The organism is Cellulosimicrobium sp. 22598, from assembly GCF_052044445.1.
Taxonomy (GTDB): Bacteria; Actinomycetota; Actinomycetes; order Actinomycetales; family Cellulomonadaceae; genus Cellulosimicrobium; species Cellulosimicrobium cellulans_G.
Genome location: NZ_JBQEMZ010000009.1, coordinates 1 through 14,246 on the forward strand (window position 1 = coordinate 1; position 14,246 = coordinate 14,246).

At 72.7% G+C, this 14,246-nt stretch carries 8 protein-coding genes; 5 read left to right on the forward strand and 3 right to left on the reverse strand.

Going from position 1 to position 14,246, the window contains the following annotated elements; translation table 11 throughout:
• Positions 1 to 219 precede the first annotated feature (219 nt).
• Together ACTJIY_RS11110 and ACTJIY_RS11115 are read right to left on the reverse strand one after the other, a co-directional pair.
• On the reverse strand, positions 220 to 1,710 hold the full coding sequence (locus ACTJIY_RS11110; RefSeq protein WP_440674376.1) for an MFS transporter: 1,491 nt from the start codon (positions 1,708 to 1,710) through the stop codon (positions 220 to 222).
• A 58-nt stretch (positions 1,711 to 1,768) separates the two neighbouring features.
• Entirely contained in the window at positions 1,769 to 3,109 is a 1,341-nt protein-coding gene (locus tag ACTJIY_RS11115; RefSeq protein WP_440674377.1) for a M20/M25/M40 family metallo-hydrolase, read from the reverse strand.
• 545 nt (positions 3,110 to 3,654) lie between these two features.
• Here ACTJIY_RS11115 and ACTJIY_RS11120 point away from each other — a divergent pair.
• Positions 3,655 to 7,761, forward strand: a complete 4,107-nt coding sequence (locus ACTJIY_RS11120) for a polysaccharide lyase family 8 super-sandwich domain-containing protein (protein WP_440674378.1) — start codon at positions 3,655 to 3,657, stop codon at positions 7,759 to 7,761.
• 124 nt (positions 7,762 to 7,885) lie between these two features.
• Positions 7,886 to 9,592 carry an endonuclease/exonuclease/phosphatase family protein gene (locus ACTJIY_RS11125; RefSeq protein WP_440674379.1) on the forward strand — a complete coding sequence of 569 codons (1,707 nt, stop codon included), beginning with the start codon at positions 7,886 to 7,888 and terminating at the stop codon, positions 9,590 to 9,592.
• A gap of 22 nt (positions 9,593 to 9,614) precedes the next feature.
• Here ACTJIY_RS11125 and ACTJIY_RS11130 read toward each other — a convergent pair whose 3' ends face one another.
• Positions 9,615 to 10,706, reverse strand: coding sequence for a LacI family DNA-binding transcriptional regulator (locus tag ACTJIY_RS11130; protein WP_440674380.1), 1,092 nt, complete (start codon positions 10,704 to 10,706; stop codon positions 9,615 to 9,617).
• 347 nt (positions 10,707 to 11,053) lie between these two features.
• Between ACTJIY_RS11130 and ACTJIY_RS11135 the strand changes: the two genes are divergently transcribed.
• Genes ACTJIY_RS11135 through ACTJIY_RS11145 form a run of 3 tightly spaced genes read left to right on the forward strand, consistent with a single transcriptional unit; the run spans position 11,054 to position 14,228 of the window.
• A complete protein-coding gene (locus tag ACTJIY_RS11135; protein ID WP_253050889.1) occupies positions 11,054 to 12,346 on the forward strand; it encodes an ABC transporter substrate-binding protein in 1,293 nt (430 codons plus the stop codon).
• 20 nt (positions 12,347 to 12,366) lie between these two features.
• Positions 12,367 to 13,338 (forward strand): carbohydrate ABC transporter permease, encoded by a 972-nt coding sequence (locus tag ACTJIY_RS11140; protein ID WP_440674381.1) that lies wholly within the window; start codon positions 12,367 to 12,369, stop codon positions 13,336 to 13,338.
• The gene (locus ACTJIY_RS11145; RefSeq protein ID WP_440674382.1) at positions 13,338 to 14,228 is read left to right on the forward strand and encodes a carbohydrate ABC transporter permease; all 891 of its coding nucleotides are present in this window, start codon (positions 13,338 to 13,340) and stop codon (positions 14,226 to 14,228) included. Before ACTJIY_RS11140 ends, ACTJIY_RS11145 begins: the two co-directional genes overlap by 1 nt.
• Positions 14,229 to 14,246 lie beyond the last annotated feature (18 nt).

Below are 14,246 nucleotides of genomic sequence, written 5' to 3' on the forward strand. Positions count from 1 at the left end.
GCCGCGTCGTGGCGGGCCTGGCGGGAGCCGCGAGGAACGAGCGGCGGATGGTAGACGCGGCACCACCACCCACCCCGACCACCCAAGGTGACCAGACCGCCGTCGGGCACGAAACCAGGCCTCTACCTGGGCTGACCACGGCTCTACCTCGCGTGACCGTGGCTCTACCTCGTGACCACGGTTCTGCCTCGGCCGCGCGAGGGTTCGGGCTCGGGAGGTTCAGGCGGTCGGTGACGTGATCGCGGGCTTGTCCTCGGCGGGGGCTGCGGCGGCGGGGTCGGTGAAGGCCTGGCGCGGTACGACGGCGAGCAGGAGGACGGCGGCGACGAGCGCCGTCGTGCCGCACACGACCCAGACGGTGACGTACCCGCCGAACGAGCCGGCCGTGCCCTCCGTGGCGCCGCCCTGGAGCGCGGCGCCCGCGAGCGCGATGCCGAAGACGCACGACGCGATCGCCCCGCCGACGGTCTTCACGGAGTTCGTGAGGCCGGTGGCGACGCCGGTAAGCGTCGGGGGAGCCGCGGCGGCAGCCGCCGCGGGCAGCGCCGCCACGAGCGCGCCGGAGCCGAGCCCGACGATCACCATGTTGGTGAGAACGTTCGCGTACGTCCCGTGGAACGGCAGGAAGAGCAGGAAGCCGACGCCCACGAGGGTGGACGCGCCGACCAGGGTGAGGCGCGGCGTCGCGCGGCGGGCGACGCGGGGGTAGGACAGCGCGCCGACGATCATGCCGATCAGGTAGACGCCGATGAGCAGGGACGTCTGGAAGCCGGTCGTGCCGAGCCCGTACCCGTGCTCGGCGGGGTCGGTGCGGGCGAACGTGGACAGCGGCGCCTGGGCGCCCAGCACGGAGACGCCGAACAGGCCGGCGGTGAGGAACACCGGGCCGAGCGCGGGGGAGCGGAACATGCGCACGTCGACGAGCGGGTCGTCCTGGCGCAGCTCCCACCGGGCGAACGGCCACAGCAGCGCGGCGCCGAGCAGCACGAGCGCCCAGGGTGCGACCGCGGCGACGCCCTCGAGGCGCAGCAGGCTGAGGCCGCCGGTCAGCGCGAGGAGCGCGAGCGAGACGAGCACGAGGCCGACGGTGTCGAAGCGCCCGCCCGCGGGGTCGGGCGACTCCTGCACGCCGAGCAGCACGACGACGAAGCACACGACGACGAGCAGCGCCGGGACGAGGAGCACGACGCGCAGCGGCAGCGCGTCGACCAGCGCCCCGCCCGCGAGCGCGCCGACGATCGCGCCGGTCTCCAGCGCCGCGACGAGGACGCCCGCGGCCCGCGCGGTGACGGCCGCGGGGTTCGCCAGGCGTCGGGCGCGCGACCAGACGAGCGCGATCTCCAGCGGCAGCCACACGACGTAGAACCCCTGCACGGCCCACGCCACGAGGAACACCGCGAACGAGTCGGTGAACGGCAGGACGAGCGACGCGGCCGCGGTGACCGCCGTCGACCACAGGAGGATGCGGCGGTGGCCGACCATGTCGCCGAGCTTGGCGAGCGCGGGCACGACGAGCGCGGACAGCATGAGCTGCGAGCCCTCGAGCCAGTTCACGTCGGCGTCGTGCACGCCGAGGTGCCGCGCGATGTCCGTGAGCATCGGCGTGTAGTAGCCCTGGAGGACGCCGCTCGTCAGCTCGACGAAGGCGAGGAACCCGACGACGCCGGCGAGGGTCGAACCCGCGAGGCGCCCGGTGAGCGAGCGAGCCATCGCTGCTCCTTCTGCGTGGGGAGGCGCGCGTCGTCGCGCGCCCCGGAGGTGGGGAGCGTCAGGGTAGCCGCTCGAGGAGCGCGCGGTGGAACCGCTCGCCCCGCGCGAGCTCGGCGACCTGGACGCGCTCGTCGACGCCGTGGATGGTGGCGCGCAGCTCGGCGGACATCGCGAGCGGCGCGAACCGGTACACGGCGGGCGAGAACCGGTGGAAGTGCCGCGCGTCGGTCGCCTGCATCGTGATGTACGGGGCGGGGAGCGCGTCGGGGTGCGAGACGCCGACGCACGCCGCGAGGAGCGCGAACCGCTCGTCGTCCACGGGGGACTCCGGGGACGGCTCGCTGGCCTCGACGACCTCGATCTCGACCTGCGGGTCGGCCACGCGCCGGCGGACGCGCTCGACGGTGCCCGCGACGGTCTCGCCGAGCGCGATCCGCAGGTTGACGGTCGCGGACGCCTGCGACGGCAGGACGTTCGCGGCCGTGCCCCCGGAGAGCATCGTCGGCGCGACGGTCGTGCGGACGATCGCGGCGGCCTCGCCGCCCATCGCGGCGAAGGCCTGCGCCGCGGCGGGCGGTGCCGCGGCGAGGGTGCGCAGGGCCGCCCGCGCGGGGCCGGTCGCGCGGTCCGAGAAGAGGCGGAGCATGCGCGAGATGGCGACCGGCGTGCGGGCGGGGAAGGTGCGCGGACCGAGGCGCTCGACGGCGCGCGCGACCCGCCGGACCGCCGTCGTCGTGGGCGGGGCCGACGCGTGCCCGCCCTCGCCGCGCGCGGTGAGGCGGAGCGTCAGCACGCCCTTCTCGCCGACGCCGATCATCGCCGCGCTCCCGGGGACGAGGGGGAGCGGGGAGTCCGTGACCGCGCCGCCCTCGTCGAGCACGAGCCACGGGACCACGCCACGGTCGCGCAGCGTCGTCGCGATCGCCGCGGCGGCGGCCCCGTACGACTCCTCGTTGCCGCCGAACGACAGGTAGACGTCCCGCGCGGGCGTGAAGCCCGCGGCCAGCAGGTTCTCGACGGCCTCGAGCACGACGACGAGGGGCCCCTTGTCGTCGAGCGCGCCGCGCCCGTGGACCCAGCCGTCGGCGACGCGCCCCTCGAAGGGCGGGTACGTCCAGGCGTCGCTCTCGTCCACCGGGACGACGTCGTAGTGCGCCATGAGCACGAGCGGCGCCTCGTCGGACCGGCCGCGCCACCGGTAGAGCAGCCCGAGGTCGGTGATGCGCTCGCGGTCGAGGTGCTCGTGGACCAGGGGGTAGAGCTCGGGCAGGAGGTCGACGAGCTCGTCGAAGGGCGCGAGCCCTCGCTCCTCCAGCTCGGCGGACACCGTGGGGATCCGGATGAGCCGGGAGAGGCGCTCGTCGGCACCGGGTCGAGCGGTCACGGGAGCGGTCGTCATGGCCCCACCCTAGAGACTCGACGTCACGAGCGGGCGACGGGGGATCTCCGTGCCGTGGCCCATGACTCCTGTACCGATTTAGTCAGACGTGGTGACTCGGGGGAGGGGGCAGCCACGGGGCATGCGGCGCATCACGCCGAGGCAGAGCGTTCCGGGCGGATTCCGCCTTGCCACGTGTGCCGAAGGGGCAGGTGTCATCTTGACTGCGCTGTCAAGAACCGGTTTACTAGCGCCACGTCACCGTCGGCGCAGGGAGGCGTCACCCGTGGGCGCGCGGCCGGCGACCTCGCCACAGGAGGCGAGGCAGGACGCGGCCCGCCTGGCGCCTCGCCAGGCGGTCGAACCGTCCGTCGGAGGCGGCACGGGCCGCCTCACCGTGAAGGAGCACCTGCGCGATGACGCGTCAGAAGTCCGGCACCGCCGTCGGCGCCCGTGCCGAGAGGCGACCTGTCCCGCGCTGCTCCCGACGGACGACGACCGACGTCGGCCTGCGCCGTCCCGACCGCACCGTGCGCGCGCCACGGACCACCACAAGGGAGCACCCCATGAGAAGCGTCAGAGCCCTGATCTCCGCCTTCCTGGCACTCGTGCTGAGCGCTGTCGGACTCGTCGTCGCGCCCGCGGGCGCGGCGCCGCCCGGCGACGACGTCGACACGATCACGTCGCGCCTCCGGGAGTACTACCTGGGGCAGGGTGACGACGTCATCATCGCGAACGGCATCTACCTGGCACGTACCTCCGAGGCTCTCGACTACGTCGCGTCGCAGGGTGCCGACGGATCGTGGCCGGACGTCGACTACGCGGACCGGACGAGCTCCGCGAACGGTGCGACCTGGTCCGCGTACATCGCGCTCTACCGGATGCTCGCGCTCGCCCAGGCCTACCGCGACCCGGACGCCGCGGGCTTCGAGGACCCCGCCGTCCTCGCCGCGGTCGAGCGCGCACTCGTGCACTGGGACGCGGTCGACCCGGGCAACACGAACTGGTGGGAGACCGAGATCGGCGAGTCCATGGCGATGGGGCGTCTCACCGTCTTCCTCGGCGACGAGCTGAGCCCCGAGGCGAAGGCCGTCGCGCTCGAGCACAACACCGGCAGGCTCGACCCGGTCGGCGCCAACGGTGCGTGGCGCACGACGAACTACCTCTTCGAGGCGCTCGCGACCCGTGACCACGAGAAGATCGTGTCCGGCTTCGACACCATGGTCCAGACCGTCGCCGTCGACCGCTCCGGGGCGACCAACGAGGCGGTGCAGCCCGACGGGAGCTTCTGGGCGCACGGGGCGCAGCTGTACAGCGAGGGGTACGGCATGGCGCTCTTCACCAACGTGGCGCTGTGGGCCGACGCGGCGCGCGGCACGGGTCTCGCGTTCACCCGGGAGCACCTGGACACGATCGCGTTCTACGTCGTCAACGGCACGCGGTGGATGATCCGCGGCGAGGTCGGCATGCTGTACCTCGGCTATCGAGAGCCGAAGACCGTCGGCGGCGTCACGGGGTACGCCGCCGAGTTCCTCGAGCCGCTCACCAAGATGGAGCGCACGGACCCGCTGTACGCGACCGACTACCAGGAGCTGATCGACAGCATCAGGGGCACGACCCGGACCAACGGTGTCACCGGGAACAAGTACTTCTGGCGGTCGGAGTTCTCGTCCCACCTGCGCGACGGGTACGGGATCTTCACGCGGCTCAACTCGAGCCGCACCGTCGGCAGCGAGTACCGCTCCACCTTCCGCCCGGAGGTCGGCAACGAGATCGTGTGGAACGCGGCGGGCGCCACAGCGATCCAGGTGACCAACCGGGAGTACGTCGACCTCGGTCCGGCGTTCGACTGGTTCCACTACCCCGGCGTCACCGCTCCCTACGTCAAGGAGCAGACGCGTGGCACGGCCGGCCGGACGGGCAACGGAGGCAGCTTCACGGGCGGCGTCTCGGACGGCACCTACGGAGTGAGCGTGCACAGCCTCGACCGTGCCGACACCCAGGGCAGGAAGAGCTACTTCTACCTCGACGACGAGATGGTCGCGCTCGGCGCCGGTATCCGTTCGGAGTCCGACGCGCCGGTGCACACGACGGTGAACCAGGCCGTGGCGAAGGACAACGCCTCGGCCGACGGCCGACCCGTCGCTCCGGGGACCGTGGGCGCTGCGCTCGAGGGTCCGTCGTGGGCCTACAACGACGAGGTCGGCTACGTCTTCCCGGCCGGTCAGCGAGTGCTCGTCTCGAACACGGCGCAGACGGGGAGCTGGGTCGGTCAGGACCCGGTGAGCCGGGACGCCTTCACGCTCTACGTGGACCACGGCGTGCGTCCGAGCGACGCCGGCTACGAGTACGTGGTGCTCCCCGCCGCCTCCCCGCAGGAGGTCGAGGCCTATGCCGCGGCGCCCGCCGTCCAGGTGCTCCGCAACGACGCCGCGGTGCAGGCGGTGCGGCACGCCGGGCTCCGGCGCACGATGGCGACGTTCTACCAGGCCGGGAGCCTCGATCTCGGTGCCGGCCGGACGCTCGAGGTGAACCAGCCCGCGATCGTCCTCGTGGACGAGTCGGGCGAGGTCCCGGTGGCGAGCGTCGCGAACCCCGACCGGCCGGGCCTCGTCGTCTCCGTCGTGCTCGGCGGTCCGGACGGCGAGCACCGCGGCACGTTCGCCCTGGGTTCCGGCGCGAGCCTGGGCAAGACCGTCACGGCGCCCCTCTCGTCGGACGCCGGGACGGACTCGGACCTCACCGCGAGCAGCGCGCTGGAGGGGCACGGCGCGGCGCTCGCGGGCGACGGGGACGACGCCACGGCCTGGCGCTCCGACGGAGACGGGACGGCGTGGCTGACGAGGCGTCTCGCGCCGGGGGCGTTCGTCACCGGCGCCACGGTGTCGTGGGGCGACCAGCACGCGTCGCGCTTCCTGCTGCAGACGTCGCTCGACGGCGCGACCTGGACGGACCACCGGTTCGTCCAGGACGGTGCCGGGGGTCGCACCCGGCTCGAACTGACCCCGACCGCGGCCGCCTTCGTCCGCCTCGTGCTGCTGGAGGGTCCCGGCGACGACGGGTACGCCGTCCGGGAGCTCGACGTCGACTCGAGCGTGAACCTCGCCCTCGGTCGGCCGGTGACCGCCTCCGGCTCGTCGGGCGGGGCCGCCGCGAGCATCACGGACGGCAACATGGACACCCGCTGGAGCGGGAACCTCTCGGACAGCGCCTGGGCGCAGGTCGACCTCGGCTCCGTGCAGCAGATCGGCGCCGTGCGGCTGTGGTGGGAGGCATCCTTCGCCCGCCAGTACCGCATCCAGGTCTCCGACGACGGCACCGCCTGGCGCGACGCCTACGCCACGACGGGCGCGGGCAGCGACGGGGGGACGGACGCCGTCGCGGTCGACGAGCGGGCGCGCTACGTGCGCATGCAGACGGTCCAGCGCAGCACGACCCAGTACGGCGTCTCGCTGTGGGAGCTCGAGGTGTTCGCCGACGACCTGGTCGTCGACGCGCCGACCGTGCCGGCGGGCCGGGAGAACCTGGCCCTCGCCCGGCCGGTCCAGGCCGACTCGACCTACAACGCGACCGCCGGCGCCCGCAACGCCAACGACGGCAACCTCACGACGCGCTGGTCCTCCCAGCGCCAGGACGCGCCGTACACGATCGAGCGCTGGCTCCAGGTCGACCTCGAGGGAACCCGCAGCATCAACCAGGTCGTCGTCACCTGGGAGGCGGCGACGTCGAACGACTTCCGCGTCGAAGGGTCGCTCGACGGCCGGACCTGGGAGCAGCTGGCCCGGGTCGAGAAGACCTCGGCAGAGCTGCGGAACGTCGTGGACCTGCCCGAGTCCGACGTGCGCTACGTCCGGGTGATCGGCCTGCCCGTCACGAAGTACGGGCTCTCGATCTTCGAGCTCGAGGTGTACGGCGGGTACAACCTGCAGTGCGACGCGTCGCCCGTGGCCGCGGATCCCGCGTCCAGCGCGGTGGCGACGGCCAGCGTCACGCCCCTCGAACCGGACGACGAGTTCATCGCCTTCTCGCTCGACGAGTCGGTGGCGTCGGTCGTGGGCGACCCCCGCGTCGGCGACGGGCGCGTGGAGCTCGAACTGGCCACCGGCCAGGCCGGGAGGACCGCCGTCCTGGTCACGCACGCGAAGGGTGACGAGATCGCGTGGTGCGACGTGGTCGTCGCGGTCGACACGGCTGAGCTCGACCGGCTCGTCGCGCAGGCCGACGCGCTGGACAGCAGGCGGTACACGCCCGAGAGCTGGGCGCCCCTGCTGCCCGCGCTCGAGGCGGCGAAGGAGGCGGCCCGCGCGGAGGGCGCGACCCAGGGCGACGTCGACGAGAAGACGGCGGCCCTCGCGGCGGCGCTCGAGGGTCTCGTGGAGCGGGCCCCGGTGACCACGGCGCCGACCGTCGAGGTGACGGCGCGCTGCCTGGCCGGCACGGCCTACGTGGCGGTGCGCGCGACGAACACGGACGAGCAGACGGCGGCGATCGTGCTGTCGACACCGTTCGGCGACCGGACGTACGCCGCGGTCGCGCCGGGAGGGAACGCCTACCAGTCGTTCAGCTCCCGAGCGGCCGTGGTGGACGCCGGAGCGGTGAGCATCACGGCCACCGCACCCGGTCGCGAGCCGGTGACGGTCCAGGCACCGTACGAGGCCAAGCGCTGCGGCTGAGCCGCGGCGGCCGCAGCCGGGCCGTCGTGGCGGTGTCGGAGGACACCGCCGCGACGGCCCGGTCCGCTCCGTCAGAGGTCCCTGACCGCGTCGTCGCGGTCACCCGTCCCGAGAGGAACCACCGATGCTTCCCCACCTGACACGACTCCGTCGCCGAGCCACGGCGGCGGTCGCCGGCGCTGCCCTCGTGGCGCTCGCCGTCGCCCCGGCCGCGGCGACGACCGAGCCCTCGCTCCGCCTCGACACGCCGCGGATCACGGCCGACGGGTCCGTGACGATCACCTATGCCGCCGGCGCGGCGGTCAGCGCGAAGAACTGGCTCGGCGTCTACCGCGACGGCGTGCTGCCGGGCGGGCCGCCCTCGCTCGACTGGCGCTACGTGCCGGACGCGTCCGGCAGCGTGACCTGGGGCCCGCAGCACCGCGCGGGCTGGACGCGCGGGGCTGCGTCGATCGGTCCGGGTGACTACGACGTCTACCTGCTCGCCGACGACGGGTACGACGTGCTCGCCGGGCCGGTCGACCTGACCGTGGAGGCGGTGCGGCCGGTCGAGCCCGCCGAGCCCAAGCCTGAGGTCGACGGCGTCAGCGAGCTGAACGTGCTCACCTTCAACCTGTGGCACGGTGGCTCGCAGATCCCGGACGGGGCGCGCGAGATCGCCGACGTCCTCCGCGAGACCGATGCGGACGTGACGTTCATGCCGGAACGCAACGACACCCCGGCGGACGTGGCGGCGCTCCTGGGGTACGACCATCTTCTCGCGACCGGCACCGGCATCGTGTCGCGCTACCCGATCCTCGAGACCGGGACGGTCGGCGACCGGTGGTCGAAGGCCGTGCTCGACGTCAACGGCACAGAGGTGGCGGCCTACGGCGGGCACCTCGAGTACCGCTGGTACACGACGTACCTGCCGCGCGGGTACGGCGGAGCGGTCCTCGGCGACTGGCCCGCCGGGTGGGGCACGTGGGACCGGCTCGACGCGCCCGTGACGGACGTCGGCGCGATCCTCGCGGCGAACCTCCAGTCGGGTCGCCCGGCGTCCGCGGCCGCGCTCCTCGACGACGTCCGGGCGGAGCGCGCGGCCGGTCGCCTGGTCGTCGTGGGCGGCGACTTCAACGAGCCGTCGGCGCAGGACTGGACCGAGGCGACGGCCGACCTGTTCGACCACCACGGCGTCGTCGTCCCGTGGCAGACGACGCAGACCCTGCTCGACGGCGGTCTCGTGGACGTGTTCCGCGAGGTCCACCCCGACCCCGTGTCGAACCCGGGCTTCACGTGGCCCGCGGACAACACGCTGTTCCCCACCTCGGAGCTGACGTGGGCGCCGGAGGCCGACGAGCGGGACCGGATCGACTACGTCTTCGTGGCACCCGACGACCGCGTGGCCGTTCACGGCGCCCAGGTCGTGGGCCCGCAGTCGACGATCGTGCGCGACGAGCGCGTCGACGACGACAGCGCCGACGTGATCCTCACGCCGGACGCCGTCTGGCCTTCCGACCACAAGGCCGTCCTGGCGTCGCTGCGGGTCTGCGACGAGGCGTGCGTGCCGAGCGGGGCGCCGGAGGTCGAGGCGGTCGTGCGGTGCATGGCCGGAACCGCGCACGTGGCGGTACGGGCGACGAACACGGGCGACGCCGCGGCGGCCGTCGTGCTGTCGACCGCGTTCGGCGAGCGCGCCAGCGCGGACGTCGCGCCGGGACGCCATGCATACCAGTCGTTCAGCACACGGGCCGCACGGGCCGACGCCGGCACCGCGACGGTCACGGCGACCGTGGCCGGTCGGGCACCGGTGACGGTTCAGGAGGAGTACGCGGCGAAGAGCTGCGGCTGACCCGCGCCCACCGGCGCCCGTCTCAGGACGGGCGCCGGTGCCGCGTCGGCCCGGTGCTGCCCCGCACGACGAACTCGACGGACGGCAACCGGATCTCCGGCGGTTCCTTCCCCTCGACGAGCGCCACCAGCGTCTGGGCCGCGGCCGTGCCCCAGGCGACCACGTTCTGCCGGACCGTCGTCAGCGGCGGCACGATGTACGGGGCGAGCGGGATGTCGTCGAAGCCGACGACCGAGAGGTCCTCCGGGACACGGATGCCGCGGTCGGTGGCTGCGGAGATCCCGGCGATCGCCATGAGGTCGTTGCCGTAGACGATCGCGCTCGGGGGCCGCGGCAGGTCGAGGAGCTCGTGCGTCGCGCGCGCGCCGGAGCTGCCCGTGAAGTCGGCGGTCACGACGGGGCCCACGGGCAGACCGAGCTCGTCGAGCGTGTCCTCCCAGGCTCGGCGCCGCGCCTCGGTGTGGACGTAGCCCGGCACACCCATGACGTGGCCGATGTGCCGGTGGCCGAGCGAGTGCAGGTGGTGGACCGCGCGGCGGACCCCGGCTGCGTCGTCCATCCCGATGACGACGTCCGCCTCGGTGTCCGCTTCCTCGGGCGCGACGACGACGACGCTCAGCCCGAGCGCGCCGACGTCCCGGGGGCGGGTGTCCCCGGCTCGGACGTCGGTGAGGAACACGCCGTCGACGCGCGACTCGCGCGCGAGCCGCTCGTAGGCGTCGCGCTCGCCGTGCTGGTCCTTGACCACCTGGAGGACCAGCGAGTAGTTCTGCTCCGACAGGCCGATCTCGACGCCCGCCATGAAGAGCGGGAAGAAGGGGTCGGTGGCGAGGAGCTCGGGCTCCCGCCGGATCACGAGGCCCACGGCCTGCGTGCGCGACCGGGAGAGAGCGCGCGCACGGGCGCTGGGCTGCCAGCCGAGGTCGTCGGCGGCGCGCAGGATGCGCTCGCGTGCCGCTGCGCTGACGCCGGGTCGGTTGTTGAACACGAACGAGACGGCGCTCTTCGAGACCCCGGCGCGGGCCGCGACGTCACCGATCGTCACGCGCTTGGCGCCGGCCGTCCGGGTGGTCCGGTCGCCGGGGGTGAGGGTCGAGTGCTCCGCTGCGTTCACCTCGTCAGGATAGCGCACGGTTTGACCCGCTGTTTAGTAGCAGTCGCGCGCACTCTCGTCGGGGAGGACGTCGACCGCATCGCGGCTGAGAGGCGCGCTGAGCGCTGCAAGTCCGGGCATCCGCGGGGATCGACCGCGGGCAGGGGCCCGCCGTGACTGCTTGCGCAGCCCGGTTGTCCGGGTGATCTTGACGCGCCTAGTTCAAACCGGTTTAATCATCGCGTCGACGCCGTCAGGACGACGGCGTCGGCGGGCCGCCGTGCGGGGGACCGAGGGGCGGGGGCCAGAGCGACGAGCGGGTGACGAGCCCGGATGAGGAGTTGGGCGCAATGAAGCGTGGCGCACGGATGACAGCGCTGGCGACGACGGCTGCGGTGGTCCTGCCGCTCGCGGCGTGCGGATCGGGCGGCGACGGCGGTACCGGCGGGTCCGAGGGAGGTCTCACGAGCGGACCGATCGACGTCTGGTACTCGACCAACGAGCAGGAGGTCGCCTGGGGCGAGCAGGTGGTCGAGGCGTGGAACGCCGAGCACCCGGACCAGAAGGTGAGCGCACAGGCGATCCCCGCGGGCAGCTCGTCCGAGGACGTCATCGCCGCCTCGATCACGGCGGGGAACACGCCGTGCCTCGTGTTCAACACGGCCCCGGCCGCCGTGCCCGCGTTCCAGAAGCAGGGTGGCCTGGTGAACCTGTCGACGACGTTCGACGACGCGGAGGACTACGTCACGGGTCGTTCGGGCGCCGCGGCGGACGGGTTCCGCAGCGCCGACGGGGACCTGTACCAGCTTCCCTGGAAGACGAACCCCTTCATGCTGTACTACAACAAGGACGTGTTCGCGGCCGCCGGCCTGGACGCCGAGGACCCGCAGCTCGAGACGTACGACGACGTGCTGGCGGCGGCGCAGGCGATCAAGGACGCCGGGGCGGCCGACTTCGCGATCTATCCGCCGGCGACCGCGGACTACACGAACGTCAACTTCGACTTCTACCCGTTCTTCCTCGCCAACTCCGGCGGCACGCAGCTCATCGAGGACGGTCGGGCGACGTTCACGAGCGACGAGGGCCTGGAGACTCTCGGCTTCTGGCAGACGCTCTACGCGGAGGGCTTCTCGTCCGCGGAGGCGTACAGCGGGGACATGTGGGCCGGTCCGTTCGCCGACGGTGTCGCCGCCATGGGCGTCGCCGGCCCGTGGGGCAAGGGGCAGTTCGACGGCAAGGTGGACTTCGGCGTCGTCCCGCTCCCGACCGCCGACGGCGTGCCCGCCGACGAGACGTCGACGTTCGCGGACTCGAAGAACGTCGGCCTCTACTCCTCGTGCAAGAACCAGCAGACCGCGTGGGACTTCCTCAAGTTCGCGACGAACGACGAGAACGACCTCGCGCTCCTCGAGATCACCGGCCAGTTCCCGACCCGCACGGACGTGCCCGAGCTCGCGGCCGACTTCCTGGCGGAGAACACCTTCTTCGAGCCGTTCGCGGCGTCCGTGCCGCTCGCCGTCGACGTCCCGACGGTGGACGGGCTCGCCGAGAAGATGCAGGTCTTCCGCGACGCGTGGAGCGGGTCCGTGCAGTCGGGGTCCGGCGACCTCGAGACGACGTTCGGCGAGGCCGCGGCGACGATCGACGGCCTGGCGGGCTGACAGGACGAGGCGACGCACTCATGGCCACCCTTCACGACGAGGACGTGCAGCCGTCCGCGCGGGCCACGGCGCTCCGTGGCCCGCGCCAGGACCGGCCGCGGCCCCGCGGCCGGCGACTCCAGCGCTGGCTCGGGGAGAACCCCCTCGGCATCCTTCTCAGCGCCCCGTACGTGGCGTTCGTCGTCGTGGTGTTCCTCGTGCCGTTCGGATTCGGCGTGTGGATGTCGTTCCACGACTTCTTCTTCACGGCACCCGGCGTGCAGGTCCCGCACCCCTTCGTCGGGCTCGACAACTTCCGGCAGGTCCTCGCGGACCCGGCGGTGCGTCAGGCGTTCGGCAACCTCGCGGTGTTCGGCCTCATCAACGTGCCGCTCACGGTGGTGCTCGGGCTCCTCCTCGCGTCGGGCCTCGATGCCGTCGTGCACTGGAAGGGCTTCTTCCGGGTCTCGTACTACGTCCCGTACGTCACGGCGTCCGTCGCGACGCTCGCGGTGTGGATCTTCATGTTCAACGGCAACGGGGTCGTGAACAGGCTCCTGGGGAGCCTCGCGCCGGAGCCGACGTGGCTCGCGAACCCGAGCCTGATCATGCCCCTGATCGCGGTCTACGTGACGTGGAAGAACCTCGGGTTCTACGTCCTGCTCTACCTCGCCGCGCTGCAGAACGTGCCGAAGGAGCTGCACGAGGCGGCAGCGATGGACGGCGCCGGGCCCTGGCGCCGGTTCCGGGCCGTCACGCTCCCTGCCGTACGGCCGGTGACCTCGCTCGTGGTGCTGCTCTCCGTCATCACCACCGGACAGATCTTCACCGAGCCGTACCTCCTCACCGGGGGAGGACCGAACGGCGCCTCGATGACCCCGGCGCTGCTCATGTACCAGAAGGGCATCCAGCAGGGGCAGCCCGACATCGCCGCGGCGGTCGGCATGATCCTCGTGCTCGCGGTCATGCTCCTGTCGCTGGCCTCGCGCCGTCTCACGGAGAGGAAAGGCTGATGGCCTCCACGACCTCGACCACGCGGCGGGACGCGACCCGGGCCCGCGGCTCCGGCGGAGGCCGGCTGCTGCGCGTGCTGCGCTTCGCGGTGCTGCTGCTCGGTGCGTTCCTCGCGCTCGTGCCGTTCTACTACATGCTCCTCGGGGCGCTGCAGAGGGAGCGGGACACGAGCGTCCTGGGCCTGCTCCCGCTGCCCCGGAACCTCACGCTCGACAACTTCGTGGGGGTCAACGAGTCGATCGACCTCGCCCGGTCGCTGCTCAACTCGTTGATCATGACGGCGGGCGTCGTGGGCTGCACGCTCGTGTTCGGGCTGCTCGTCGGGTACGCGCTGTCGGTGCTGTCCTTCCGCGGCCAGGGGCTCGTGTTCGCGCTCGTCCTGCTCGTCCAGGCGATCCCGTTCCAGCTGCTCATGATCCCGCTCTACGTCATGGTCGTGCGGTACTTCGACCTCGCGGACAACTACCTCGGCATGATCCTGCCGTTCGCCGTGAACTCGGTCGCCGTCCTGATCTTCCGGCAGTACTTCCTCCAGATCCCGCGCGACGTGTTCGACGCGGCGCGCATCGACGGCGCGAGCGAGCTGCGGATCCTGCGGTCGATCGCCGTGCCGCTGGTCCGCCCGGCGGTCCTCACCGCGATGCTCGTGACGTTCATCGGTCCGTGGAACGAGTTCCTGTGGCCGTTCCTCGTGACGAAGGACGCGTCGATGCAGCCGCTCGCGGTGAGCCTCGCCAACTTCTCGCAGGCGAACTCGTCGTTCCAGGCGAACCCGATGGGCGCGGTCCTGGCGGGCGCGTGCGTGCTCGCGGTGCCCGCCGTCGTCCTGTTCCTGCTGTTCCAGCGGCACTTCACGTCCGCGAACCTCGGCTCGGCCGTCAAGGGCTGACCCGTCACCGTGCGGGGC